The 25,675-nt window shown below is 64.2% G+C and carries 21 protein-coding genes; 9 read left to right on the top strand and 12 right to left on the bottom strand.

Annotated features, from left to right (window positions below; all coding sequences use genetic code 11):
* Nucleotides 1–8: 8 nt before the first annotated feature.
* The 5 genes from NKG59_RS09620 to NKG59_RS09600 form a co-directional block, all read right to left on the bottom strand.
* Complete coding sequence (locus tag NKG59_RS09620; RefSeq protein ID WP_253536540.1) at nt 9–980, bottom strand: aspartate carbamoyltransferase catalytic subunit; 972 nt, start codon at nt 978–980, stop codon at nt 9–11.
* Nucleotides 981–1,045: 65 nt separating this feature from the next.
* Entirely contained in the window at nt 1,046–1,564 is a 519-nt protein-coding gene (gene pyrR, locus NKG59_RS09615; RefSeq protein ID WP_253536539.1) for a bifunctional pyr operon transcriptional regulator/uracil phosphoribosyltransferase PyrR, read from the bottom strand.
* A complete protein-coding gene (gene ruvX / locus NKG59_RS09610; RefSeq protein WP_045204643.1) occupies nt 1,561–2,001 on the bottom strand; it encodes a Holliday junction resolvase RuvX in 441 nt (146 codons plus the stop codon). Before ruvX ends, pyrR begins: the two co-directional genes overlap by 4 nt.
* Complete coding sequence (locus tag NKG59_RS09605) at nt 1,994–2,566, bottom strand: YqgE/AlgH family protein (RefSeq protein WP_045204644.1); 573 nt, start codon at nt 2,564–2,566, stop codon at nt 1,994–1,996. Before NKG59_RS09605 ends, ruvX begins: the two co-directional genes overlap by 8 nt.
* Before the next feature lie 97 nt (nt 2,567–2,663).
* Nucleotides 2,664–3,410 carry a pseudouridine synthase gene (locus NKG59_RS09600; RefSeq protein WP_253536538.1) on the bottom strand — a complete coding sequence of 249 codons (747 nt, stop codon included), beginning with the start codon at nt 3,408–3,410 and terminating at the stop codon, nt 2,664–2,666.
* Nucleotides 3,411–3,489: 79 nt separating this feature from the next.
* On the opposite strand from NKG59_RS09600, the gene NKG59_RS09595 reads away from it, so the two are divergent.
* Nucleotides 3,490–5,046, top strand: coding sequence for a cryptochrome/photolyase family protein (locus NKG59_RS09595; RefSeq protein ID WP_253536537.1), 1,557 nt, complete (start codon nt 3,490–3,492; stop codon nt 5,044–5,046).
* Between the two features lie 68 nt (nt 5,047–5,114).
* On the opposite strand, the gene NKG59_RS09590 is transcribed toward NKG59_RS09595, so the two are convergent.
* The 6 genes from NKG59_RS09590 to NKG59_RS09565 all read right to left on the bottom strand — a co-directional run bounded on the left by NKG59_RS09590 (nt 5,115) and on the right by NKG59_RS09565 (nt 15,725).
* Nucleotides 5,115–11,156, bottom strand: coding sequence for a hybrid sensor histidine kinase/response regulator (locus NKG59_RS09590; protein ID WP_253536536.1), 6,042 nt, complete (start codon nt 11,154–11,156; stop codon nt 5,115–5,117).
* An 89-nt stretch (nt 11,157–11,245) separates the two neighbouring features.
* Nucleotides 11,246–13,483 carry a methyl-accepting chemotaxis protein gene (locus NKG59_RS09585; RefSeq protein ID WP_045204648.1) on the bottom strand — a complete coding sequence of 746 codons (2,238 nt, stop codon included), beginning with the start codon at nt 13,481–13,483 and terminating at the stop codon, nt 11,246–11,248.
* Between the two features lie 245 nt (nt 13,484–13,728).
* Complete coding sequence (locus NKG59_RS09580; RefSeq protein WP_045204649.1) at nt 13,729–14,274, bottom strand: chemotaxis protein CheW; 546 nt, start codon at nt 14,272–14,274, stop codon at nt 13,729–13,731.
* Between the two features lie 78 nt (nt 14,275–14,352).
* Nucleotides 14,353–14,721 (bottom strand): response regulator, encoded by a 369-nt coding sequence (locus tag NKG59_RS09575; protein ID WP_004629647.1) that lies wholly within the window; start codon nt 14,719–14,721, stop codon nt 14,353–14,355.
* 30 nt (nt 14,722–14,751) lie between these two features.
* Nucleotides 14,752–15,249, bottom strand: a complete 498-nt coding sequence (locus tag NKG59_RS09570) for a response regulator (RefSeq protein ID WP_045204650.1) — start codon at nt 15,247–15,249, stop codon at nt 14,752–14,754.
* Between the two features lie 293 nt (nt 15,250–15,542).
* Complete coding sequence (locus NKG59_RS09565; protein ID WP_003261842.1) at nt 15,543–15,725, bottom strand: rubredoxin; 183 nt, start codon at nt 15,723–15,725, stop codon at nt 15,543–15,545.
* Between the two features lie 215 nt (nt 15,726–15,940).
* Here NKG59_RS09565 and hemL point away from each other — a divergent pair, with 215 nt between their 5' ends.
* Nucleotides 15,941–17,242, top strand: a complete 1,302-nt coding sequence (hemL, locus tag NKG59_RS09560) for a glutamate-1-semialdehyde 2,1-aminomutase (RefSeq protein WP_253536535.1) — start codon at nt 15,941–15,943, stop codon at nt 17,240–17,242.
* Nucleotides 17,243–17,386: 144 nt separating this feature from the next.
* Here the strand turns inward: hemL and NKG59_RS09555 are convergent, their stop codons facing one another.
* Nucleotides 17,387–18,295, bottom strand: a complete 909-nt coding sequence (locus NKG59_RS09555; protein WP_253536534.1) for a 4-hydroxy-tetrahydrodipicolinate synthase family protein — start codon at nt 18,293–18,295, stop codon at nt 17,387–17,389.
* Between the two features lie 91 nt (nt 18,296–18,386).
* On the opposite strand from NKG59_RS09555, the gene NKG59_RS09550 reads away from it, so the two are divergent.
* The 7 genes from NKG59_RS09550 (at nt 18,387) to NKG59_RS09520 (ending at nt 25,659) form a co-directional block, all read left to right on the top strand.
* Nucleotides 18,387–18,590: a hypothetical protein gene (locus tag NKG59_RS09550; RefSeq protein WP_252693359.1), complete on the top strand. Its 204-nt coding sequence runs from the start codon at nt 18,387–18,389 to the stop codon at nt 18,588–18,590.
* 105 nt (nt 18,591–18,695) lie between these two features.
* Nucleotides 18,696–19,322 carry a LemA family protein gene (locus NKG59_RS09545; protein ID WP_252693360.1) on the top strand — a complete coding sequence of 209 codons (627 nt, stop codon included), beginning with the start codon at nt 18,696–18,698 and terminating at the stop codon, nt 19,320–19,322.
* A gap of 13 nt (nt 19,323–19,335) precedes the next feature.
* The gene (locus NKG59_RS09540; protein WP_253536533.1) at nt 19,336–20,193 is read left to right on the top strand and encodes a TPM domain-containing protein; all 858 of its coding nucleotides are present in this window, start codon (nt 19,336–19,338) and stop codon (nt 20,191–20,193) included.
* 15 nt (nt 20,194–20,208) lie between these two features.
* Nucleotides 20,209–20,733: a TPM domain-containing protein gene (locus NKG59_RS09535; protein ID WP_045203568.1), complete on the top strand. Its 525-nt coding sequence runs from the start codon at nt 20,209–20,211 to the stop codon at nt 20,731–20,733.
* A gap of 1,125 nt (nt 20,734–21,858) precedes the next feature.
* Nucleotides 21,859–23,238 (top strand): sigma-54 dependent transcriptional regulator, encoded by a 1,380-nt coding sequence (locus NKG59_RS09530; protein ID WP_045203569.1) that lies wholly within the window; start codon nt 21,859–21,861, stop codon nt 23,236–23,238.
* A gap of 142 nt (nt 23,239–23,380) precedes the next feature.
* A complete protein-coding gene (locus NKG59_RS09525; protein ID WP_253536532.1) occupies nt 23,381–24,622 on the top strand; it encodes a glycosyltransferase family 87 protein in 1,242 nt (413 codons plus the stop codon).
* Nucleotides 24,619–25,659, top strand: a complete 1,041-nt coding sequence (locus NKG59_RS09520; protein ID WP_315862597.1) for an acyltransferase family protein — start codon at nt 24,619–24,621, stop codon at nt 25,657–25,659. Before NKG59_RS09525 ends, NKG59_RS09520 begins: the two co-directional genes overlap by 4 nt.
* The last annotated feature ends 16 nt before the right edge of the window (nt 25,660–25,675 follow it).

The raw sequence follows: 25,675 nt of genomic DNA, 5'->3' as shown, positions 1-25,675 counted from the left end.
CGGTCTTCTTAGTCGTTGTTGCCAGCCACGATGCCCATCACCGCCATGCGCACGGCGATGCCGAACGTCACCTGATTCAGGATCACCGATTGCACGCCGTCTGCCACGGCGGAGTCGATCTCCACACCGCGGTTCATCGGGCCGGGGTGCATGACGATGGCGTCCGGCTTGGCCAGTGCCAAGCGCTCCTGGGTGAGGCCGTAGGCCTTGAAGTATTCCTGCGCCGAGGGCAACAGCGCGCCGCTCATGCGTTCGTTCTGCAGGCGCAGCATGATGACCACATCCACGCCTTTCAGGCCCTCTTCCATGTTGTGGAAGACGCGCACACCCATGTGCTCCAGGCCGCCCGGCAGCAGCGTACGCGGGCCAATGGCGCGCACTTCGGCGCAGCCCAGCGTCGTCAACGCATGGATGTCGGAACGCGCCACGCGCGAGTGCAGGATGTCGCCGACGATCGCCACCGTCAGGTTGGAGAAATCCCTCTTGTAGTGGCGGATGGTGTACATGTCGAGCAGCCCCTGCGTGGGGTGCGCATGGCGACCATCGCCCGCGTTGATCACGTGCACGTGCGGTGCGACGTGCTGGGCGATCAGGTACGGCGCACCGGAACTGGCGTGCCGGACGACGAACATGTCGGCCTGCATCGCAGACAGATTGTTGATCGTGTCGAGCAGCGACTCACCCTTGCTGGTGGACGACGCATTGATGTTCAGGTTGATCACGTCCGCCGAAAGCCGCTTGGCCGCGATCTCGAACGTGGTACGCGTGCGCGTGGAGTTCTCGAAGAACAGGTTGAACACGCTCTTGCCACGCAGCAGCGGCACCTTCTTCACCTCGCGGTCGGAATCCGATACGGAGACGAACTGCTGCGCGGTGTCCAGCACGTGCGTGAGGATGTCGCGCGACAGCCCCTCGATCGACAGCAGGTGCTTGAGCTCGCCGTTTTTCGTGAGCTGCGGGTTGGCGAAAGTCTTAGGCATGAGAAGCGAAGGGCGACGAGGTCAGTACAGGTCAGGTCAAAGCGGGTGCGGTGCGGCGCGCGAACTCAAGCGCCCTTGGGCTCGCGCGTGAAGGTGAAGCGGGCCGAAGCGCCCTCGCCGGTTTCACTCAGCACGAGCGATTCGTTGGGCGGCAGCGTGATGCGTTCACCGATGTAATCAGGGGCAACGGGCAGTTGGCGCTCACCGCGGTCGACCAACACGGCCAGCTCAATCGCAGCTGGCCGGCCGTAGTCGAACAGCTCATTGATGGCCGCGCGGATGGTGCGGCCGCTGGCCAGCACGTCGTCCACCAGCAGGATGCGGCGCTCGTTCACGTCGAACGGCAACGTGGTCGGTTGCGCCTTGGCGTGCAGGCCTTTCTTGGCGTAGTCGTCGCGGTGCATCGCAACGTTGACGACGCCGTATTCCGGCAGGCCAAGGTCATGTGCCAGCCGCTTGGCGATCCAGGCGCCGCCGCTGACAATGCCGGCCACCGACCAGATATGGCCGTCCGCCAGCCGCGTGCGCAGTTGTGCAACGAGGCTCTGGTACAGCGCCTCGGCATCGATCTGTTGCGATGTCATGCGTGTTCGTCGAAAAACTGTTGGAGGATGATGCGCGCGGCTTCTGCGTCGAGCACATCGTCGGAGGCACCGGCGTCCTGTGCGGCGATCGATGAATAACGCTCGTCCACCCAGGTAACCGGCAGGCCATAGCGGCCGTGCAATTGATTGCCGAAGCGTTTGGCGAGCTTGATCATCGGCTGCTCTTCCCCATCGGGGTGAACAGGCATGCCGACCACGAAGCCGACTGGCTGCCATTCGCCCACAAGCCGCGTGATCTGCGCGAAACGGAAATCGACCGAGCGATTGGGAATGGTTTCCAGCGCACGCGCCGAGCGCGTAATCGAGTTACCCAGCGCCACGCCGATGCGCTTTTCGCCGTAATCGAATGCCAGCAAGGTGCCCTCTGCGGGCACGGAAGTGGTGGCTGGACCCGTCGACGATGCGGGCTCAGGCATGCCCGGCCTCGCCCGACAGCATGGCGGGGTTGATGCCGAGCAGGTTCAGCGCCGCGGCAAACCGCTCTTCAGCAGGCACGTTGAAGATGATCTCGGGATCGGCGTGGACGGTCAGCCAGCCGTTGCGGCTGATTTCGTCTTCCAGTTGACCGGCGCTCCAGCCGGCATACCCGAGGGTCAGGATGAAGCGGTGCGGGCCGGCCCCCTGGGCGACGGCTTCCAGCACATCCTTGGAGGTGGTCATTTCCAGCCCGCCCGGCACCGCCAGCGACGACGAATACGCGCCCGTGGCATCGTGCAGCACAAAGCCGCGCTCGGTCTGAACCGGGCCGCCGTAGTACACGGATTGTTCTGCGAGGGGATGGATTTCGAGCTTGAGATCGATCTTGTCGAACAACGTCGCCAAGTCGATGTCGATGGGGCGATTAATCACGAGCCCGAGCGCACCGCGCTCGTTGTGCTCGCACATGTACACGACCGTGCCCGAAAACGTGGAATCCGCCATGCCGGGCATAGCGATCAGGAACTGATTCGTGAGATTGATAAGTGCGTCAGGCGAGGCCATGGGGGGGAGTTTACCAAAAGCCCCCGGCCGCCGCCCCTCTCATTTGGAGGAATCGGCTCTCGGCGCAAGGTTTTTTGGGTTGGCGCATTGTGACGCTTCAGGCACTCGCCCCAGAAACGTGCGGGGGCGTGGTGTTCAGCGCCTCCAGGTCTGCGGCTTCCAGCCAGCGCCACTCGCCCGGTGCCAGATCGCCCAGCGACAACCCACCGATGGCGCTGCGGTGCAATCCGTCCACATGGTTGCCGGCGGCGGCCACCATGCGTTTCACCTGATGGTATTTGCCCTGCGTGAGCGCCATGCGCAGGTGGTGCGTGTCCACGCGCTCCGCCCAAGCGGCGGCAACGTTTTCATTCTCGTCAGCCAGCAGCACGCCGGCGCACAACTGGGCGATCTGCGCATCGGTCACAGGCTCGGCGGTGGCGATCTCGTACACCTTGGGCACCTGGTGGCGCGGGCTGGTGATGGTGTGAACGAACTGGCCGTCGTCGGTGAGCAGCAGCAGGCCCGTGGTGTCCTGGTCGAGCCGCCCGACGCACTGGACGGCCCGCTCGCGCAGCGGCACCGGCAGCAGCGTGTACACGCTAGGATGGTGTTTCGGCTTTTGCGAGCACTCCACGCCGGCCGGTTTGTTGAGCATCAGATAGGCGCGGGCGTGGTATGCCCAGCGCTCGCCGTCGACATCCAGCACCAAGCCAGCGGTATCCACGAGCGTATCAGGGCTTTCCATCTCGACGCCGTTGATGAAGACCAGCCCCGCGAGGACGAGGTCCTTGCAATAGCGGCGCGTGCCGAAGCCCTGGGATTGCAGGATGCGATACAGCGGAAGACGAGAAGAATCAGCCATGACAACAACGTGAACAAGACAAAAAGGGGCGATTTTTGCGATACGCTCGGCCGGTCCAAAGAGCAACCGATTCCATCCGATGCCCTCCACCGCCCCAAGCCGCCAGCCGTACAACATCGGAGCGCACTTCCAGCGTGGTCTGGTGTGGTTCCGGCGCGATCTTCGGCACTTCGACCACGCGGCGCTGCATTATGCCTTGCGCCACTGCCGCGAAGTCTATTGCGTGTTCGCATTCGACCGCGACATCCTCGATGCGCTGCTTGCGCGCGGGCTCAAGGCCGACCGCCGCATTGAGTTCATCCGCGCGTCCATTGAGGAACTGCGCAGCGCGTTGCGCGAGGCCGGCGGCGACCTGATCGTCGTGCATGATCACCCGCGCCGGGCGATTCCCGAGATCGCGCGCAAGCTCAACATCGAAGCCGTTTTCGCCAACCATGACGAAGAACCTTCCGCGCAGGCCCGCGATGAAGCCGTACGCAAAGTGCTGGCCCAGCAGCCGTGCGCCTGGTTCGACTTCAAGGATCAGGTGATCTTCGAGCGCGATGAAATCCTGAACGGACAAGGCAAACCGTACGGCGTTTTCACACCGTACAAGAACGCGTGGTTGGCAGCGCTGACGCCGTTCGACTTGCGGGCGTATCCGACAGAGCCGCACTTCGGTGCGCTGGCCAAGCCGCCGCAGGCGCTTGCACACGCCACACCTGCGCTGGAAGCGATGGGCTTTGCGCCCACCAATCTGTCGGAGATGGCCCTGCCCACCGGCATGTCGGGCGGCCAGGCTTTGCTCAACGAGTTTGAAGAGCGCATGGACGACTACCATGCGCGCCGCGACTTTCCCGCCGTGCGCGGACCCAGCTATCTTTCGACGCACCTGCGCTTTGGCACCGTGTCGATCCGCACGCTTGCAGCGCGTGCACATGCCGCCATGCTGCGAGGGAGCCGGGGCGCCGCGACGTGGCTGTCAGAACTGGTCTGGCGCGACTTCTATTTCATGATCCTGCATCACCGCCCGGACTTGGCCGACGGCGCCGCGTTCCATCCGGAATTCGACCGCATCCGCTGGGTGGACGGCGACACCGGCGACGCGCGCTTCGAAGCGTGGAAGGCCGCACGCACCGGTTACCCGCTCGTGGACGCAGCCATGCTGCAAATTTTCCAGAGCGGCTACATGCACAACCGCCTGCGCATGGTGGCGGCGAGCTTTCTCATCAAGGACCTTGGCATCGATTGGCGACGCGGCGAGCAATATTTTGCCGACGTGCTCAACGACTTCGACTTCGCGGCCAACAACGGCGGCTGGCAATGGGCCGCCTCCAGCGGGTGCGACGCACAACCTTGGTTCCGCATCTTCAACCCGGTCACGCAATCGGAGAAGTTTGATCCGCAAGGCCGCTTCATCCGCAAGTACCTGCCGCAGCTGGCAAAGCTGCCTGACAAGTACATCCACGCGCCATGGACGGCACCGGCCAATGTGCTGAAGGAAGCAGGCGTCGCGTTGGGCGAGACGTATCCCTTGCCCATCGTCGATCATGCCGCCGCGCGTGCAGCGACGCTCGACCGCTATGCCGTCACCAAGGCGCATCGCACATCAGGCGCCGAAGCGGCGGCACTCAGCAAAGCCGGTGGCGACGACTGAAAACCGCCGCGCCAAAGACAACGGGCCGGTAGAACACCGGCCCGTTGTTGTTTCTGCGATGCGCGTCGTCAGCCTGCGTTGGCCGCCGGCGCCCGCTCGCCGATGAGGTTGCGCAGATGCCGGAGCAATTCCTCTTCGTTGTACGGCTTGCCCAGGTAGACGTTCACGCCGATCTCCGCGGCGTAGCGGCGGTGTTTGTCTGCCGTACGCGAGGTGATCATGATGATCGGCGTGGCGCCGATGCGTTCGTCCGCACGCACGTTGCGCGTAAGGTCGAAGCCGTCCATGTGCGGCATTTCGATGTCGACGAGCATCGCGTCGGGCGTGACTTCCTGCAGCTGGCGCAGCGCGTCCACACCGTCGCGTGCGAGCACGGCCTGGTAACCGGAGCGCGTGAGCAGACGCTGCGTGACCTTGCGCACCGTGAGCGAATCGTCGACCACCATGACGATTGGCTGTGTGGCCAAGCCCGGCACGGCGTCGGTGCTGCCGTCGCGGTGCAGCTCAGCCACGGCGCCCGTCGCTTCCTGGTCGGACAGGCCACGCGCGGCGGCTTCGCGCTCGAAGCGCTGCGTGAGCACCACGGGGTTGTAGATCAGCACGATCTCGCCGTCGCCCAGCGTGGTCGCACCAGCAATGCCTTCCAGACGCGCAAGGTGCGGGCCGATGTGCTTGACCACCACTTCGCGGTTGCCGATCACTTCGTCGACATGCACGGCGGCGCGCTCGGCACCGTTGCGCACCACCACGGCCGGCGAGTACTTGCGCCCGCCCGTGACGGACTTCGCTTCTTCAAGCAGCACGCCAAAGTAATGGAACGGCACGGGACCCGTCGGCAATTGCAGTGCAGCTGCGTTGTACGCCTCGGCCAGCGCCTGCGGGCGCAGTTGCTGCACGTGGTCGATCATGCCCGACGGAATCGCGTATACGCGCTCGCTCACACGCACCAGCAGCACCTGAGTAATGGCGGTTGTCAGCGGCAGGTGGATGGTGAAACGCGTGCCGACTTCCGGCGTGGTCTGTAGCGAGATCCGGCCGCCCAGGGCGACGGTTTCAGCACGCACCACGTCCATGCCCACGCCACGGCCGGCCAGCTCGGACACCTGATCCGCCGTGGAGAAGCCCGGCGTGAAGATCATCTCGGTGAGGCGCGCGTCGCTGGCCTCCTCATCCGGCGCCAGAAGCTGGCGCTCCAGTGCGCGGGCGCGAATGCGGTCGAGGTTCAGCCCGGCACCGTCGTCGACGAAATGCAGCACGACTTCGTTGCCTTCCTGCTGCACTTCCAGCGTCAGCTCGCCCGCCGGATTCTTGCCCTTGGCGCGGCGCTCGTCGGCGGATTCAATGCCGTGTGCGACGGCGTTGCGGATCATGTGTTCGAGCGGGCCGCCCATGCGGTCCAGCACGCTGCGATCCAGTTCCACCGTACCGCCCTTGATGAACAGACGGACTTCCTTGCCGGTTTCCGACGCGGCCTGGCGGGCCACGCGATACAGACGATCGGCCACGGTATCGAACTGCACCATGCGCGCGCGCATCAGGCTGCGCTGCAGGCCGCGCGTGAGGCGTGCCTGCGTTTCCAGATCGAGCGACGCCTGATCGAAACCACGGAACAAGTTCTGCTGCACCGTCGCCACGTCATTGACGGACTCGGCCATCATCCGCGTGAGTTCCTGCAAGCGCGTAAATCGGTCGAACTCCAGCGGATCGAACGATTCGTCGTGTGCAGCCGCATCGGCAATGCGCGACTCCATCTGCGTTTCGGCCTGGATTTCGATCTCGCGCACCTGCGAGCGCAAGCGCGCCACGTTGTCGTTCAGTTCCGACAGATAGGTCTTGAGTGCATCGACTTCCGACTCAAGACGCGCCCGCGCGGCACCGACTTCACCCGCATCGTTGATGAGCGAGTCAAGCGCACGCGCCTGCACGCGCACCATCGCACGCTGGCGTTCGGCGACTTCCAGGGCTTCAGCTTCGGGACTGCGCGCGCCGGTCAGATCGACGTTCGTCGATACTGCAACAGCCGGCAGCATCGATGCGCCGGACGATGCCTGCGTGTCGCCGGCCGTCTGCTGCGCATCGGCAGCATCGGCAAGGCCGGCATCGAGCGGCAGCAGGTTACCTGCGCCCAGTGCATCGACGTGCGCCTGAATGCGGTCAAACCAGACGTAAAGCTTGCGGAACAGCGCGTCGTCCACGCGGTTCAGGCGCAGGCCGCCTTCAATGGCGCTTTCCATTTCGTGCGCGGCCTGACCCAGCGTCATGGCACCGGCCATGCGCGCACTGCCCTTGACGGTGTGTAGGTTACGCAGCAACAGGCCGGCGGCATTGCGGTCCTGCGGCGCGGCTTCCCACGCACGCAGGTGCTGGCCCAACTCGGGCAGCGCGACGTGCGCTTCCTCCAGGAAGATTTCCAGCAGCGCCGGGTCGAGCGCGTCGGACGGTGCCTGGCGGACCAGCTCACCCACGGCAGGCTCGGCAACCGGCGACTCGTGCACGGGCACCAGCGACGGCACAAACGTCGGCGTGATCTCCGCCGGCTCAAACCCGGGCTCGCCGGCCAGGCCAGCGGTTTCGTTCTCGGCCTGTTCGGCTTCGATAAAGGCCGCGGGCGCCGGCTCCAGCGGCAGGCGCGGACGCACGAGCAGACGCTCGCACAGTTCGTCGAGGCTGCGGCGCATCGCCTCGTCAGCTTCCGGCCAGAGGCTGGCGGCGAATTGATGCAGCATGCCGCGCATGCGCTCGATGGATTGATCGAGCAGGCGGAAGTCGCCCGGATGCATCGCCACCGGGCGGCTGTTCAGGTTCAGCAGCACCTGTTCCAGCGCACCAGCCAACTGGCGCACGGGCTCCAGTTCGACCACGGCGGAGCTGCCTTGCAGCGTGTGCGCGGCGCGCAGGGCCAGCTCGCTCGGCGGCGTGCGGCCTTCGTGGCGCCACTCCGAGAAATCCACGCCCAGACGGCGGATCAGATCGTCGGCTTCCTGCAGGTAGACGTTGTACAACGCCACGCTGATGCGGACCGGACCAATCTCCTTCACGCCATCGTCGTGCGGTACTTCCTCCGGCTCGCCAGTCTGCGCGAACGGGAACGGGATCACCTTGGCGTCGGCGTCAGCGGGCACCGATTCAGCGGCAGTTTCCTGATAGGCCTCTTCGACATGCTCGGCAACCGGCTCGACGGCCTCATGCTCGACCACCGGCGCGGTGGCCTCGGGCATCGGCGCCTCGACTTCGGGCAGTGCGGGCTCGTCATCCCATGTGAGCGCGACGGCTTCTTCGGCTTCTGCAACGGGCGCTTCCGGTGCAGCCAGCTCCATCGGCTGCACCGCGTCGGTGTCGTGCAATGCGGGTTCCGCAGCCGGTGCGTCAGGTGTTTGCGGCTCAACGTGTTCGGGAGCGGCCTGCGCTTCGGGCACGGCTTCCAGCCACACGAACGGACCGCCATGGCGCACACGCTCTGCGGCCGCGACCAGCGGTTCGATGGCGTGATCGGCTTGCGGCGATTGCGCAATCGCGGCGGCCCACGTCGACAGCTCAGACTCGGCGCGCGTCAGCAGCGCGACCAGGTCATGCGTCGGCACACGGCTTTCGGCCAGCCAGACGTTCATCACCTGCTCGATGGCCCAGGCCGCTTCACCATAGCGCGTGAGGCCAACCATGCGGCCCGAGCCCTTGAGCGTGTGGAACGCGCGGCGCAGTTGCGTGAGCAAGTCCAGATCGGGGCCGGCAGCCAGGCCTCCCGTGCCCATATCGGCAGCGGCCTGTAGGCCATGCAGATCGGCACGCACGCCGGCCAGCACCTCTTCGGCTTCAGACAGGAAGATGTCGAGCAGTTCGGCATCGATGGATTGGGTATCCCGCACAGCAGCGGGCGCAGGTGCAGCGGCTGCGGCAGGCACGGCAGCCGGTGCCGCCAATGCGGCCTGCATGCGCTCAAGCGCGCCGGCACTGCCAACCTGCCATGCGTCGAACTGGGCCAGCGCCTCTTCCAGGCGACGCCGGCGAGCCGGATCGTCGTCGATGGCGGCGGCGTCGCGTGCTTCTTGCAGCGCGGTACGCAACTCGGCGGCCAGCGGGTCGGTCGGGTCGACTGGCTGCTTGGCCAGCAGGCGATCAAGCAGCGATTGCAGCGGCGATGCAGCATCGGCATTGGCCACGCCTGCGCCGGCGAGCGTTTCGGATTGCGACTCGCGGCGGTTCAGCATGCCGGATTCGGCATCGAAGGCGAACTCGCGCCATGCGGTTTCGCGCTCGGTCGGCGTCAACTGGCCTTCGATGACGATCTCGTCGACCTGGCCGCCAGTCAGTTCTGTGCCGGCAGACAGCGCGTCGAGCAGGGCCTGCAGGCCGCTGACATTGGCGGCCAGCGCAGCCAGATAGCGTTCGCGATCGGCAGTGGCACCCTCGCCCGCCGCTTGCAGCGCGTTGATGGTCGATTGCGCGGCTTCGGTGGCGTGGACGGCCTCATAGGCGTCGAGTGCGGCAAAGGTGCTCTGCATCTCGCCGAACAGGCGTGCAGCCTCTTGCAGGCCGCCGCTTTCTGCGCCTTCGCGCTCGAACGCATCGAGGTGCGTTTCGGCAGAGGCCAACTGCGTTTGCAGCGTGCGAACCTGCTCGGTGCGCGCGCGGCGTTGTGCGGCTTCTTCGGCCAGCAGCGTGAGCCATGCGGGTGCCGGCACGGCGTGACCGTCTTGTGTGGCGCGGGTGCGTTCGGCCAGTTCGCTGCAGCGGGCAGCAAACCACGCGCTGCGCAAGTCGCCGGATTCGCCATGCACAGCCCACGGGCGTGCCAGCATGCGCGAGAGGAATTGCAGCGTGGGTGCAACGTCCTGCCCGGCAGCTTCGGTCAGTCGGTTCGACAGGTCAGACAGGGCCGGCTGGCCGAGCGCATCGGCATGCAGCGCAAGCGTCTGCAGTGCAGCGTCGAGTTCGTCCGCAGCGGGTGCCGGTTGTTGACTGAGCGCTTCGAGCGAACGGCCAACGCGTTGCAGCGTGTCGCTGGTGTCCGTCGGCAGCAGCGCGTAATACTGGCGCGTATGCAGTGCGCCAGCCGGTGCGTGCGTGGGCGGAATCGCAAAGGCATCAACACAGGCCACGATGTCCGGGCCGAGCGTGTCGTCGCCCACCGGTATTACGGGCGCGTTGCCATAGGCCATACCGGCCAGCAGGTAAAGCGCGTCGGTCAGCAGGCCTTGCGGCAGGTGGACGTTGTTGTGCGAGTACTGGCGCAGCAGCAGGTTGACGCGTGCCGCCAAGCGCTTGGCGGTCATGTCGGCCGGCACCAGGCCGGCACGCAAAGCGCCAAAGGTCAGGGCAAGCACCAGCCACAGATCACGCTGCAGATCGTCTCCGGTGCGGCGCGGCTCGCGCTCGAGCGCGCGAATGCCATGCAGCAACTCTTCCAGCGGAGCGTAGGCTGCAGCGGCGGCGGACGGATCCACCTGCGCACCATCGGCGTTGGATGCCGGTGCCCGCAGCGCGGTCAGCAACGCGAGTTCGAACTTGCGGCGCAGGCGTGCCAGCCCCGGCAGATCGCGCGAGGGCAGCAGCAGCGCCGGCAGGTGGCGCAGTTCATCGGCCCACAGGTCAGCCGGGTGGATACGCTCTTCGCCCAGACGGGCGAGCACGGCTTGATACGGTTGGAACAGGCGCAGCGGCTCTTCCGCCATCCCGGCCATCAGGTCGGCCACGTATTCCTGGAGGGCCTGCACGGCGCGCGAGAACACGTCCAACGTCTGCGCGTCGGCGGCTACGGTGCCGGCATCAACGGCTTCGAGCAGGCGCTTGGCGGCCTGGCAATACACGTCGACACCACGCAGGCCGACGATCAGCAGCGCGCCGGCAGCCTGGTGCAGATACTGGCCAGCTAGACGCAGCGAGGTCGTATCGCGCGCACCGATGACTTCCGGATTGGCGATGACCTCGGCCGCGTATTCGCCGAACTCGCGCACTGCATCGTCCAGCGCAGCGCGCATGTTGGGCGCGACCCACGCCAGCGCGGAGAGGTCACGCGCGGGCACGGCAGCTTTCGGACGAACCGCAGGGGCCCCGATCGCCTCAAGCGAGACAGGATGGGACTGGGCAGGCTCGGCGGCAGATTGATGACGCATGTGTGCTTCCAAAAAGCAGGTGGCGGTTGCCGCGATTGCCCCGGGGTGGCCCCTTCGGCGCTCCCGCCCGAAATCCAGTGGTGACGAGATCAGGCGATGCGGAACCGCGCCACCGAGTCACGCAGTTCTTCAGCAAGCTGCGTGAGCTGGCGCACCGACTGTGCGGTCTGGCGCGTACCCGTCGACGTCTGTTCCGTGATGTGCAGGATCTGTTCGATGTTCTGCGCAACGTCCGAAGCCAGCGTCGCTTCGTGCGACGTCGTCTGCGAAATGCTCTCAATCAGTTCGGCAAGCTGGCGCGACACCCGGCCGATCTCCACCAGTGCGGCACCGGCGTTATCGGACAGCTTCGCCCCTTCCACCACGCCCGCCGTGCTGCGCTCCATTGCGTGCACCGCGTCTTGCGTGTCGGTCTGAATCGTGCGGATCAGCGCACCGATCTGCTTGGCTGCCTCGGCCGAACGTTCTGCCAGGCGCTGCACTTCCTCTGCCACCACCGAGAAGCCGCGACCGGCTTCACCAGCGGACGCCGCCTGGATGGCAGCGTTCAGTGCCAGCACGTTGGTCTGCTCGGTAATGTCCGAGATCAGCTCAACGATTTCACCAATCTCCTGCGACGATTCGCCCAGGCGCTTGATCCGCTTCGAGGTTTCCTGAATCTGGTCACGGATGTCGTTCATGCCCGTGATGGCGTTCTGCACGGCCTGCTGACCTTGCTCTGCAGCAGCCAGCGAGGCGCGCGCAACGTTGGCCGATTCAGCTGCGCCGCGCGAGACCTGCGTAATGCGGTCTGCCATCTCCACCACCGACTGGCCGGTCTGGCGAATCTGGCGCGATTGTTCTTCCGATGCGGCCACCAGGCTTTCCGACGTGGTCTGCACCGCCGACGATGCCTGCGTCACTTGCTCGGCCGTCTGCTGCACCCGGCCGACCAGCTCGCGCAGTTCTTCCACGGTGTAGTTCACCGAGTCGGCAATGGCGCCGGTAATGTCTTCCGACACGGTGGCCTGCTTGGTCAAGTCACCGTCTGCAATGTCCTGCAGTTCGTTCATCAGACGCAGAATTGCGGCCTGGGTGGAATCGTTGTTGCGCTTTTCCACCATCCGGCGCTCTTCAGCTTCGCGCTGACGGGCTTCTGCTTCCATCGTACGCACGCGCGAATCGCGCAGGTACAGGGCGGCCAGGCCAGCCAGGCAGACCACGGTCAGGATGGCCGACAGCACCACCGCACCGAGCGTCACCGGACGGCTACGCACGCTGCCGGCATAGGCAGACTGCAGGTCCGACAGGTCGGCACGCAGCTTTTCGTTGTCGTTGAAGATCTGCTGCTGGGCGCGCTTTGCGGCAATCAGGCCCGGCAGGTTTTCAAGAATGATCTGCGTGGTCTTCTGCACGTTGTCGAAGCGGGTCGACAGCTCTTGCAGATAGCCCTTCGTCTCGGCATCGGTGGCGGCCGACAGGCGCAGCGCTTCCGAGCCGTTGAGCAGGCCGTTCAGGGTTTCGCGGAAGGTGTTCGTGTCCTTACCGAGCAGGAACGCCGTTTCCGGGTTCACGCCTTCGCCGGCCAGGAACTCGTTCATGTTCTTACCCAGACGCTGCGTCAACATCACCAGCTGCGACGAGGCGGCCACTTCACGGGCCGGCGCGTTGGTCTGCAGCTTCATTGACGAGATCTGCTCGGCTTCTTCCAGCAGTTCGGGGTTCGACGCGTTGAACACGTTCAGCGTCTTACCCACCGCCACCAGCGTCTTTTCCTGCGCCAAGATGGCCTGGGCGCTCTTGTCGCTGCGCTTCCACTCTTCGATCGACTTGTCGAGCAGCGCTTCGGCCTCGCCACCCGAGGCACGCACGCCGCGCTCGGAGCTGCCGTTCTTCAACGCCTCGAGGTTCTCCTGCAGGCGTGCGCGGCTTTCCTTGAGCTGGGCGAATGCGTTGGTGTTACCCAGCAGTGCCACCGGCACTGCCTTGGCCAGACGCTGCGAGTGCATCAGCGTGTCACCGGCAATTTCAATCTGCACCGAACCGTTGTTGGCCTGGCGATTATCCAGGTACACCGAGATCAGCAGGGCCAGCAGACCGACCACCAGGCCGATCGTGAAGACGCGCTGCTGCGCGGCAAACGGCACGCGCTCCATCCAGCCGACCACGGCATCCATGGGCGAGCGGCCCAGTTGCGTGGGCGGGCCAGCGGGATTGTCGTCATCCGTATGGGGCGCATTGTCCAACTGCGCCAACTGCACGGAAGCCGCCGACGCGCCCTCCACTGCAACCTCCGGCGCCCCTGCCTCTGCGGCACGGCGACCTGCGTTGAACCACTTGAACCCCATAGGACCCTCTTTTCTTGTCAATGCTGCCGTCTCGTTCTGCGAGATCAGCCGCATGGATTTCCCGTCCGCGTCCGCGCCTTGTTCCATCCGGCGTGGTACGCACCTTCGGCAGTGCCTGGATGCATCTGGCGCGCCCTGTTGTGCGCCACGCACCGCCTCTTGCCCCTGCACACCCCGCTCCCGTTGCGGCGTGCTCAATCTTTCTTGTTTGGTCTACGGCTCTACGGCCTGATTGCCCAATTGCTTTATGTGCGGCTGCGGCCGACCTGCAGGAACGCCGGATCGGCTAGAAGCTGCCGCACATCCAGTTCGCGCCACTGCGTGCCCTGCGCGTCGCGCCAGGCGCGGCCCAACCAGGGACGGCCCTCTTCCACGGAGGCTTCCGCGGGCTGCAGATCGCTCAGGCTGCGCAGCCCCGCCACGCGTGGCACAACGATTGCGCACGCCCGCTGCGGGTCTTTGGACAGCACCACGATCTTGGCGCCGCTGCCGCTGCCCGTCGGCGCTTCACCGCAGAACAGGCCGAAATCGATCACGCCCAGAAGGTTGCCGCGCGCGTTCACGAGACCGAGGTACCACGGCTGCGTGAGCGGCACGCGTGCGGGCGGCTGGTAGTCCAGCACCTCGCCGGTTTCGGTCAGCGATAGAAGCCAGTGGTGCTCGCCGATCTGCACGCCCAGAAAGCCTTCCGTCGACGACTTGGCGCGCGCCTCTTGGAGGCGGCGGGCCAGCATCGCCTGGTATTCATGCAGGCGCTGGCGGGAGGTCAGGTTGGTGCGCTGTTCGTTCACGTCTGGCTCATGTCCTGTGCTGTACGCCATGTCAGGCGTTGCGCGCGGTTGGATAACGATTGGCCAACTGCCGCAGGTTTACTGCGCCAGCTTGGCGATCTTCTCGAGCAACTCTTCGGCCTTGACCGGCTTGACGATGTAGTCCGATGCGCCCTGGCGCATGCCCCACACACGGTCGGTCTCCAGACCCTTGGTCGTGCACATGATTACGGGGATACCCTGGAAGCGCTCGTCCTTCTTGATGGCGCGGGTCGCCTGGTAGCCGTTCTGGCCCGGCATCACCACGTCCATCAGGATCAGGTCGAAGGTTTCCGCTTCGAGCTTGGTCATGGCCTGCTCGCTATCGGCAGCGACCGTCACCTTGAAACCGTTCTTGCCGAGGATCTCCGACAGATGCAGCGCTTCGGTCGGAGAATCGTCGACCACCAACACTTTCTTGATTGCCATACAAACAGTCCTTCGTTAAGAGAGATGCCATCACTGCGCGGCAGCTGGCGCCACCGGCAAATGCGTCTGGACCGCCTCCAGCAGCGCTTCCTTCGAGAACGGCTTGGCAAGGTGGTCCACCGCCCCGACCGACTTGCCTCGCGCACGGTCGAAAATTCCGTCGCGCGAAGACAGCATGATCACAGGCGTGGCATGAAACTTTGGGCTTTTCTTGATCAGCGAGCAGGTCTGGTAGCCGTCGAGATTCGGCATCAGGATGTCGCAGAACACGAGATCGGGCTTCAGGTCACCCACCTTGGCCAGTGCGTCGAAGCCGTCTTCGGCCAGCATGACCTGGCACCCGGCCTGGGTGAGGAAAATCTGCGCGGTACGGCGGATGGTGCTGGAATCGTCGATTACCAGCACCTTGCAGCCTGTCAGGGAATGCGCCAGCGGAGAGTTCGCCAGCGGTTGAGAGTCAGCCAGTTGTTCCACCCGCGCGGATTGCATCATGTTCTCGCAGTGCGCGACCACGGGTCGCCACGACATTCTGACCGGATGGATCGCGGCAAATCGCCCCGCAGCGTACCCTCCAAACGGAAAGGGCCCACGCTGGCGACGACTTCAAAACTACGCCCCCCGGCCCGCTTATGAAGTGTGAAGCTCAGAATTTGACGAAGTGTGACAAGTCACCTATTCGCCGTCAATGGCGCCGGCCGTCCGCCGAGCGCTTGTGGCATGGAAGCGACGAGCCTATTTCATCGAACCGTCACTTCCTGATACTTGGCTGTCAGCAAGAGGGCAAACGCTCACTTGCTGACGGGAGACAGGTCAGATCCGGATCAGATCTGCACCATTTCAAAGTCTTCCTTGCGCGCGCCACACTCGGGGCACGTCCAGTTGATGGGCACGTCTTCCCACTTCGTGCCGGGCGCAATGCCGTCGTCCGGGGCGCCTTGTTCTTCGTCGTAGATCCAGCCGCAAATCAGGCACATCCACGTCTTGTATTCAATCTGTTGTTCCATAGGGCAAAGCTTCGGTGGGTTCCGTCTATTAAAATGGCAGGCCAGATGGTACCGAATCGCGCCCGGGTGCGCCAGAACACGCGCCGGGCAGACACGGTGTTTGACTGTATCCAACCCGGATCTGCGGCAAACCACCACATAATCACCTCGAACAGCCTTTAAACCGTGCCGTAGCGCCGCTCTGCTCGGCGCTACGCTCTCTTCCAAACCCCTCCATGTCGACTTCCTCCCGCAGCGCTGCCCTGTTTGAACGTGCCCAGAAGACCATCCCCGGCGGGGTGAACTCCCCGGTACGCGCCTTCCGCTCGGTGGGTGGCACGCCGCGCTTCATTGCCAAGGCAGCCGGCCCGTACCTGTGGGACGCCGACGGCACCCGCTACATCGACTACGTGGGCTCCTGGGGCCCGATGATCGTTGGCCACGCGCATGCGGATGTCGTCCGCGCCGTGCAGGAAGTGGCGGCCGACAGCTTCTCGTTCGGCGCACCAACCGAGGCTGAAGTCGTCATGGCCGAGGAAATCTGCAAGCTCGTGCCGTCGATCGAGCAGGTGCGGCTGGTGTCGTCAGGCACCGAGGCAACCATGAGCGCGCTGCGCCTGGCGCGCGGCTTTACCGGGCGCGACCTGATCATCAAGTTTGAAGGCTGCTACCACGGTCATGCCGACAGCCTGCTTGTGAAGGCCGGTTCGGGCCTGTTGACGTTTGCCGATACGACGCAGAACGCGCCCTCTTCGGCGGGCGTGCCGGAAGACGTGGTCAAGCACACGATGGTGCTGCCGTACAACGACGTCACCGCGCTGCGCGAAGCATTTGCCCGCCACGGCAGGGAAATCGCCGCCGTGATCGTCGAGCCGGTGGCTGGGAACATGAACCTCGTGCGTGGCAGCAACGAATTCCACCAGGCCATGCGCGCGCTGTGTACCGAGCACGGGGCCGTGCTGATCTTTGACGAGGTGATGACGGGCTTCCGCGTGGCGCTCGGCTGCGCGCAGGCGCTGTACGGGATCAAGCCGGACCTGACGTGCCTGGGCAAGGTGATTGGCGGCGGCATGCCAGCCGCGGCGTTTGGTGGCCGCCGCGACATCATGGGGTTCCTGGCACCGCTGGGCAGCGTCTACCAGGCAGGAACGTTGTCGGGCAATCCGCTGGCCGTGGCAGCTGGGCTGACCACGCTGCGGCTGATTGCTGCGGATGGCTTCCATGACCGACTGGCGACGCAGACACGCAAGCTGGTAGACGGGCTGGCGGAAATCGCGCGTGAGGTTGGTGTGCCGTTTGCCGCCGACAGCGTGGGCGGCATGTTTGGCATCTACTTCCGCGAGGGCGTGCCGACGAGCTTTGCTGAAGTGACCAAGAGCGATGTTGGGCGCTTCAATGCGTTCTTCCACGCGATGCTGGATCAGGGTGTTTATCTGGCGCCGTCTGCGTTTGAGGCCGGATTTGTGTCTTCCACGCATGATGACGCGATTTTGGACGCTACGTTTGAGGCGGCTCGGAAAGCGTTTAAGGCTGTTTGAGTTTTTGCTTTCTTGGGATGAGTCTTGGTGGTGCATCCCTTGTTTCATCCCCTGCCGGGGCTGACTCACTTTCTTTGTCTTGCCAAAGAAAAGTAGGTCGTGCCCGGCAGGGTACGAAAAGGGGATGGACCACCAACAAAAAACTCAAACCCGCCCAACCACCCCCACCAACTCCCGCCCCAAACCTTCAGAAGCCATCATCATCGGCGCCCGCAACACATTCCGAATCAGCCCCTCGGCGGCAAGCCAAGCCTTCAAGGGCCCCGGATTCGTCTCAGCAAACAGCAACCGAATCACCGGCGCGAGCGCATGATGCAACCGTCGCGCGTCGTTCAACCGCTGCTCTTGCACCGCCTTTTCCATCTCAACAAACAGCTCCGTGCGGACATGCGCGGCAGCAATGATCGCCCCCACGCCGCCCGCGCATAGCGTGCCGAACACCTGCGCGTCCTCCCCCGCCAGCACCTGCAACCGCCCATCGGCAATCACGCGCTGCGTCTTGTCTGCATCGCCACCGCAATCCTTGATGCCATGGATGTTGGGATGCGCCGCCAGCGCAAGCAGCGTTTCGGTGTCGATGTTCGCGCCGGTGCGATACGGAATGTCATACAGCAGCACCGGCACAGGCGAGGCGTCGGCCAATGCGGTGAAGTATTCGATGATCCCGTCTTGCGACGGGCGAATGTAGGAAGGCGCAGACACCAGGAACGCCGTGGGGCGGTGCTCGGCCAACCGCAGCATGCGCTCGCGCACCGGCGTCAATATGCTGCCGGGCAATCCCATCATCACCGGCAGGCCACCGGCGGCGGCACGTACCGTATCCAGCACGTCAGCCTGTTCCTGCTCGAAGAGCGCAATGGCCTCGCCGGTGCTGCTGCACGGAACAAAGCCGGCGACGCCCAACGCGCGGTACCGCGCGACTAATGTATACAGCGCGCCGTAGTCGACGGACCGCGCCGCGTCATCGGCAAACGGCGTCACGATGGGCACCCAGATGCCCGCATACGACGGACGTTCGTGGTTCGACAGATTGGTGGATGAAATTTCAAGCACGACAACACTCCTGGACGAATCAACGACCGGTCAAGAACCATCAGAAGCGCTTCGGGAATGCAGGCCCGCGAGATGCGGGTGAGAGGCAACCGTGTCTAACGTATCGGTCAACCGCTGTTCCGTCGCCCATCTGACGGAACAGCGCTCCGGTCAGACGAGCGGCTGTTTGGTGGCTTTTTTGGCGCGCGCGAGCGTCGACACGACCGACAGGCTGAATGCCGGTGCCGAGCAGATCGACGAGGAAGAGGAAATCGCGCGCATGGAAATTGTCAAAAAAGTCCCCATACCGTACTGATGTGTGACTGGAGCGTCAAGCGCATAAGCTAAAGTGCGCTGAAACGACATGCGACGATGTCGGTCTCATGCCACATTCTTTTCAGATTCAGATCTAGAGGACTTCATGACCCCTGCCCTGACCTTCCGTTCGACGCGTTTTTCGGTACTGCGCTGGCTTGCGCTGTCGCTGGCCGTGCTGGCTGCGCCGTTCCTGTCTGCATGCGGCTACAACGATTTCCAGGCAAAGGACGAAGCCACCAAGGCCGCCTGGGCCGAGGTCGTCAACCAATACCAGCGTCGTGCGGACCTGATTCCGAACCTGGTGAATACGGTCAAGGGCTATGCCTCGCACGAGAAGGACACGCTGGAAGCGGTGACCAAGGCGCGCGCCGCAGCCACCAGCTTCCAGATCACGCCGGAGGTGCTGAATGATCCGGCGGCGTTCCAGAAATTCCAGCAGGTGCAGGGCGAGCTTTCGAGCGCGCTGTCGCGCCTGATGGCGGTGTCGGAGAACTATCCGCAGCTCAAGGCTGACCAGTCGTTCCGCGATCTGCAATCGCAGCTGGAAGGCACCGAGAACCGCATTACGGTGGCCCGCCAGCGTTACATCAAATCGGTGCAGGAGTACAACGTGCTGGCCCGTAGCTTCCCGACCAACCTGACGGCCAAGGTAATGGGCTACCAGGTCAAGCCGAACTTCACGGTCGAGAACGAGAAAGGTATCTCTACCGCCCCGGCGGTGAAATTCTGACGAGCTGACGATCATGTCGATGCGCGTGCGTGGCTTCTTTGCCTTCCTGCTGACTGCGGCCCTGTGGCTGGCCACTGCGCTGCCTGCGCACGCGCAAAGCGACATGGTGGCCGTGCCGCCGCTGGCTGCGCGCGTGACCGACCTGACCGGCACGCTCAGCGCCGAGCAGAGAAGCGCGCTCGAACAGGTGCTGGCCGATTACGAACAGCAGCGTGGCAGTCAGATCTTCGTGCTGATGGTGCCGTCCACCGCGCCGGAACCCATCGAGGCGTACGGCATCCGCGTGGCCGATGCGTGGAAGGCGGGCCGCAATGGCGTGGACGACGGCGCGATCATCCTCATCGCGAAGGACAACCCGGCGTCACTGCGCAAGATGCGTATCGAGGTCGGGCGCGGGCTGGAAGGGGCGCTGACGGACGCGCAATCAAAGCGTGTCCTGCAGGACGTGATGGCGCCGCACTTCCGCCAGGGCGATTTTTACGGCGGGCTGTCGGCGGGTATCTCCGCCATCCAGACCGTCATTGCGCAAGAGAGCCTGCCGCCGGCTGAGCGGGCGAAGCGTCAGCAATCCGGTGGCGGCATCGGCGATTGGCTGCCGGTGCTGTTTCCGCTGGCGATCATCGTGTTCTTCGTGCTGAGCGCGGCCATGCGCTCGGGCGGGCGCGTGACCGGCAGCCTGCCCGGCCGACCCGGCTCGCGCGTGGTGATGGGCAACCGCGGCTGGGGCCCGGGCACGATTGGCGGCCTTGGCGGAGGCCTGGGCGGCGAATGGGGACGCGACCGGGACGACTTCGGTGGCGGTGGAGGCGGCGGCTTCGGCGGAGGCGGCGGCGGTGGTTTCGGCGGCGGCGGCGCCTCCGGCAACTGGTAACCGGTGAACGCATCCATGGCATCCACAACCCGACATCACCGCGGCGCCCGCCGCGCCCTCGCCCATCTGCTGACGACCTCGTCGCACGCCAGACGCGCGTTTCCGCCCGAGGATCTGCAAAAGCTCGAAGCCGCCGTGCGCGAAGGCGAACAACGCCATCGCGGCGAAGTGCGCGTCGTCATCGAAAGCTCGCTGCCCGTCCGCGACGCGTGGGCCGGCGTGTCGCCGCGTCACCGCGCCCGGATGCTGTTCGGGTTGCTGGAGGTGTGGAACACGCGCGAGCACGTGGGCGTGCTGCTCTACATCAACCTGGCTGACCACGCGGTTGAGATCCTGGCCGACCACGGGATCGCCGCGAAAGTCGACGCACACACGTGGCGCACCATCTGCGAAACCATTACGCGCGGCTTCGCCCAGCGCGTGGCCATGGCGCCGGTGCTCGATGCGCTGGCGCAGATCAACGACCTCCTCGCCGCACACGTGCCTTCCGATGGGACGCCGCGCACCAATGAGCTGAGCGACCGGCCGGTCGTGCTGTAACGGCGCTACGTTAAGCGAGGCTGCCAAGCAGCGTCCCAAGCCCGGGGCTGCCGCCACATCCATCGCCTTGTTTCGCAAAGATCCGACTGCACGTGCACATCCACGGCACGTGTTTCAGTTCTGATACAAAAGCGCACGCGCGAAGGAACGCATGGGCAACACGCCCAGGCAATCAGGCGCCTCATCTTTTAGGATGACCTGATGGGCGCCGCCCCTCAGGCATCTGCTTCATGTTCTGCGGTGCCGTCCCCCACATCGCCGAGAAGCCGTTACGCCATTTCCGCGACGGACGTGTGCGTCGTGCGATACGAAGGCACCCGCTACGGGGCTCTGCATTGCAGGATTTGCGAACCATGTTTCATGAATGCAACCATTCGAGGCCCCTCTGGTTGCCCCCGAGTTTTTGCATCGCAACAGGCAGTTAAATTCACTTTTTGCGTCCGTTTGCGCGATGTATTGCGCACAAATCACCTCCGTCTGAGGCGATTTTCAGTGGCCCCTGTCGCTATCCGGCACGTATCCAATTCGAAACATCCGACTAGCGCCTGCCACTGCAAATACCCTGATTCTGACGGGAATCGTTGTGGCTCAACGGTTTATCCGCCGTGGCATGGTCGTCGCTCTACTGTCCGGGCCAGCAAGGCCAATCATTGATCCGGAGGCTCGGCAATCAAACCAGAGCGACGTGAAACGCCGCCGCCGAGACCGCAGGACAGATTCAAGACGGAGTGCAAATCCAACGGCACTCCGAGGGGAAGCTCAGAACAAAGGCGGTGCAGCGGCCACACCAGATGGCCAAGCACCCAAGAACACGCCTGATACAGCCATTCATAACGGCCTCGGGCAATGCGAGGGGAGTCTACTCGTAGCAGTGAAAGTCGAATTAGAAGTTGTCCGGGGGTAATGTCGGTGCGAACCGACGTCAAAGCCAGTCTCGAACAAACGAGACCGCCAGGTTGCCAGGCATGCACCGCACGCCGACAGCCCCATGGTGCATAGAGGTTCCTCCCCCAGACTGCATTTGCGGACGGACGGCTTTCCGCCCTTGTCCGACGGTTGACTTGGCAGTCCATTGGTGGCCGCAACAGCAGTGCGCGGCCCCATAGAAAAACGTTGGGGGAAAACATGAACGCGTACATCAACCGCCCGTTGCTTTATGTTTCACTGCGTCACGATGCAACGCGTTGCCGCTACCTGGCTCAACAGGGCTGGCAACTGCTCTTCGCCAACAACCGCCGCGACCTTGAAGCGCTGAACCTGTGCGATGAGTCGGTCCTGGGCGGTCTGCTGGATCTGGATTGCGGTTACTCCGACACCGAATTGGAAGAACTGGAACCGTGGCTTGCCCGGCAGAACATTGGCTGGATCGGAGTGGTTGGCAACGGCGACATGTTGTCTGAGCCGATGCGCAAGCTGCTCGGCCTGTACTTTGTCGACTACTACAACATCCCGTGCGACAGCGCCGAATTGGCACACGCACTGGGGCACGCCGTCGGCATGGCACACCTGCGCCCGGCGGCAACGCTCACACGCGATGCGCTGCGCCCCGATGGCATGATCGGCAACTGCCCCGCCATGCAAGGCCTGTTCCGCAGCATCGAGAAGGTCTCGAAATGGGATACGCCCGTGTTGGTCTCGGGCGAATCCGGCACCGGAAAAGAACTCGCGGCACGCGCAATCCACTGCGCCTCGCGCCGCGCCGGCCAGCCATTCATCGCCGTCAATTGCGCGGCCATTCCCCCCACGCTGCTGATGTCCGAACTGTTCGGCTATGAGCGTGGCGCCTTCACCGGCGCCGTCAAGCGCAAGCCCGGCCGCATCGAAATGGCGCACGGCGGCACGCTCTTCCTGGATGAAATCGGCGATATGCCGCTGGAAAGTCAGACCAGTCTGCTGCGCTTTCTGGAAACCGGCTGCATCGAACGGTTGGGCGGTACAGAGTCGGTTGCCGTCGACGTGCGTGTCATCTCAGCAACGCATGTCGACCTAGAAGCGGCCATCGCCGCGGAACGCTTTCGCGGCGATCTCTACCACCGCCTCTGCGTGCTGCGCGTCAAGCAACCTGCACTGCGCGAGCGCGACACCGACATCCTGCTGCTGGCCGAACACATCCTTAACAGCGTGCGTGGCCATTCGCCCGAACACATCAAGGGGTTCTCACCTGCGGCACTGCGTGCACTCAGCGCGCACACGTGGCCGGGCAATGTGCGGGAGCTGATCAACCGCATCAGGCACGCCGCAGCCATGTGCGAAGACGGCATCATCAAGCCGGCCGATCTCGACCTGCAGCAGCCCGTCGAGCCGTCGCGCCCGCCTACCCTGGCCGAGGCCCGGGAAGCAGCCGAGCGCTGTGCCGTCAAAGAAGCCCTGCAACGCAATCATGAACGGCTCATCGACGTGGCCGAAGAGCTGGGCATCTCACGCGTCACGCTGTTCCGGATGATGCGCGAGCACAAGCTGCAGATCCGCAAGGGCGAACTTGGGATGGTGTGTGTGCAGGGGTAAAAGCAAGGCAAAAAGGCGGGGACAGAACAAAAAACAGGGGCGGACCATGTCAGTCAGCCAGCAGGAGACGGCGCGGGTTGACCCAGCGCCGGGGTCGAGGGGAGCGAGAGGGGGAAGTTGGCAGGGGTCCCGCCGACTGCATGTGTACGGCGGGGCCCTGCTCTTCCTTGAGTATTTCCTACTCGGCGTGTGGTGGTGGGGCCACCACATCTTGCAGAACACCACCATTCCCTCGCCGGGGTGGGATCTGGCTGTCTTCTGGAGTGCCGCCAACCTGGCCATCACGCACGGCGCGACAGCTGCGTATGACTGGGGGTTGTTGCGCGCTACGGAAGCCGCCATCCTGCCGCCCGACATCTTTGGACCGTTCTCCTATCCGCCAACGTTTCTGCTGCTGATCTACCCGATCGGCCTGTTGTCGTTTGGTGCGGCCACGGTGGCTTTCTCGGGCTGCGGCATTGCGCTCTATCTGGGGATGCTCAACAAAACGCTGCGGTCGGTGCCAGACGCGCTGCGGCTGCCCTGGCTCATTCCGGCGGTTGCGTTTCCTGGTGTGTGGGTCACGCTGGTCACGGGGCAGAATTCGCTCTTCACCGCAGCAGCGGCGGGTGCGGCGCTGGTGCTGCTGCGACGATCTCCGGTGGCGGCAGGTGCTTGCATCGCCATGCTGTGCATCAAACCGCAACTGGGCATCCTGTTCCCGCTATACCTACTCTGCGAGCGCCAGTGGCGCGCGCTCGCATCGGCGGCATTCTTCTCGGTGCTGACTTTAGCGGTGAGCTGGCTCGCATTTGGCACCGCCACCTTTGTTGCCGCCGCGAGAAGCATGGCCATGTTCCGCCACGCTATTGTCGAGAACGGTGGTGTGATCCTGTACGGCGCGCCAACGGTATTCGGCATGCTGCGGTCCGCCGGGTACTCGACCACGGTGTCATATGCGGCTCACGCCGGCGTGGCGATGCTGGTGATTGCGGTTTGCGTTTGGTTATGGCGCAGCGCCTGCCGCTTTGAGTTGCGTGCTGCCTCACTGCCCGTTGCGACGCTGATGGTGCAGCCCTATCTCATCTACTACGACCTCGCCTGGCTCGCTTTGCCGATGGCCTGGCTTGCGGTCGATTTTGTGCGCCACAACAGCAACCGATTCGAAAATGCGGTGCTGCTTGCCGCCTGGCTGGTACCTGCACAAGGCCTGTTCGCTGTGCTTTCTCACCGGACAGGGCAATGGGCGCCGATCGTGCTGGTGGCCTTGCTCGCCATCATCGTGCGGCGCGCGCGTGCGCCACAACGCGTGATCGCACCACACGAAAGCTTTGACGCTGCAACACCCCCCGTTGCCGCGATTGGCGCACACGCATCCAACCCGGCACGGGGGACAACGGCGTGAACAGAAGCTTTGAGGGCCTGCGCGGCATCGCGGCCTTGTTTATCGTTGTGCATCACATGTTCTGCGCATGGCCGCACCCGATGTCTGCCAATGCCTACCTTGCGGTGGACCTCTTCTTTGTCTTGAGCGGCTTCGTCATCAGCGGCGCGTGTGGCCCGCAGTTGTCGAATCCCGCATCGCTGCGCACGTTCATGATCCGCCGCATTGGCCGTCTGTGGCCAACGCACATCGCAACCACGGTCCTCGCCCTAATCGTGGCCCGCCATCTGCCGGCGTTTGGCGAGACGCTGGCACTCGCCACAATGTCGCAGGGCCTGAACGTCTTCCAGGCCGGCATCGGCAACGCCGTGAGCTGGAGCGCCGGCGACGAAATGTACGTCTACCTTCTGTTCGGTGCGGGTTGCATCCTGATGCGTGGCCGCACCCGCATGGTGGTATTCGCAGCGTTAGCCCTGACGGCGTGGGCGCTGGCCGCCTGGATCGAGATCGACCGAGCCTGTCTTCTCCAGGGCGGCTGCCTCAGTAAGTTGGTTCACCAATTCGGCTGGCTGCGGTGTATTGCGAGCTTCTTCATCGGCGCCCTCATTTATGAGTTCCGAGATCGCCTTATTCCCTGGGCGAGCCACCCCGTCTTTCAGGTGACGGCGTTTTCAGCAGCGCTGTTCCTGCTCATTTCGGCAGATGCCCTTCCCGGGTCTGCACTGACCGCGCCACTGACGTTCGGTGCGCTGATCGGTGCGCTCATCAGTGACCGCGGCCCCGTCTCGCGGATCCTCCAAACGCCAGCCGCGCAATATCTCGGCAAGGTGTCGTACCCACTGTATCTGGCGCATGGCGTCATGCTGCCGCTTGTCGTGAGCATGCCGGCGGACGTCGAGCTCGCGGATCAACTTTTCACCTACGCGTTGTTTCTCTTCTGGGCGTTTGCCGCCGCCCATGTGCTGCACAACTACGTCGAGATACCGTTTCGTAACCGGTTCAATGCGTGGTCTCAAATGCTCTCGCATGCAACGTCATCGCAGGTGCCGCAACGCTAACGCATGGGGCGCAACT

It is taken from the genome of Ralstonia chuxiongensis (assembly GCF_024158925.1).
GTDB lineage: Bacteria > Pseudomonadota > Gammaproteobacteria > Burkholderiales > Burkholderiaceae > Ralstonia > Ralstonia chuxiongensis.
The sequence above is the reverse complement of the archived record's forward strand: the minus strand, read 5'-3'. Positions and strand labels throughout refer to the sequence as shown.

Excerpts from the sequence above, each read along its gene's own strand:
- NKG59_RS09620 (WP_253536540.1), bottom strand. The coding sequence starts at position 980 with ATGCCTAAGACTTTCGCCAACCCGCAGCTCACGAAAAACGGCGAGCTC.
- pyrR (WP_253536539.1), bottom strand. The coding sequence starts at position 1,564 with ATGACATCGCAACAGATCGATGCCGAGGCGCTGTACCAGAGCCTCGTT.
- ruvX (WP_045204643.1), bottom strand. The coding sequence starts at position 2,001 with ATGCCTGAGCCCGCATCGTCGACGGGTCCAGCCACCACTTCCGTGCCC.
- NKG59_RS09605 (WP_045204644.1), bottom strand. The coding sequence starts at position 2,566 with ATGGCCTCGCCTGACGCACTTATCAATCTCACGAATCAGTTCCTGATC.
- NKG59_RS09600 (WP_253536538.1), bottom strand. The coding sequence starts at position 3,410 with ATGGCTGATTCTTCTCGTCTTCCGCTGTATCGCATCCTGCAATCCCAG.
- NKG59_RS09595 (WP_253536537.1), top strand. The coding sequence starts at position 3,490 with ATGCCCTCCACCGCCCCAAGCCGCCAGCCGTACAACATCGGAGCGCAC.
- NKG59_RS09590 (WP_253536536.1), bottom strand. The coding sequence starts at position 11,156 with ATGCGTCATCAATCTGCCGCCGAGCCTGCCCAGTCCCATCCTGTCTCG.
- NKG59_RS09585 (WP_045204648.1), bottom strand. The coding sequence starts at position 13,483 with ATGGGGTTCAAGTGGTTCAACGCAGGTCGCCGTGCCGCAGAGGCAGGG.
- NKG59_RS09575 (WP_004629647.1), bottom strand. The coding sequence starts at position 14,721 with ATGGCAATCAAGAAAGTGTTGGTGGTCGACGATTCTCCGACCGAAGCG.
- NKG59_RS09570 (WP_045204650.1), bottom strand. The coding sequence starts at position 15,249 with ATGTCGTGGCGACCCGTGGTCGCGCACTGCGAGAACATGATGCAATCC.
- NKG59_RS09565 (WP_003261842.1), bottom strand. The coding sequence starts at position 15,725 with ATGGAACAACAGATTGAATACAAGACGTGGATGTGCCTGATTTGCGGC.
- hemL (WP_253536535.1), top strand. The coding sequence starts at position 15,941 with ATGTCGACTTCCTCCCGCAGCGCTGCCCTGTTTGAACGTGCCCAGAAG.
- NKG59_RS09545 (WP_252693360.1), top strand. The coding sequence starts at position 18,696 with ATGACCCCTGCCCTGACCTTCCGTTCGACGCGTTTTTCGGTACTGCGC.
- NKG59_RS09540 (WP_253536533.1), top strand. The coding sequence starts at position 19,336 with ATGTCGATGCGCGTGCGTGGCTTCTTTGCCTTCCTGCTGACTGCGGCC.
- NKG59_RS09535 (WP_045203568.1), top strand. The coding sequence starts at position 20,209 with ATGGCATCCACAACCCGACATCACCGCGGCGCCCGCCGCGCCCTCGCC.
- NKG59_RS09530 (WP_045203569.1), top strand. The coding sequence starts at position 21,859 with ATGAACGCGTACATCAACCGCCCGTTGCTTTATGTTTCACTGCGTCAC.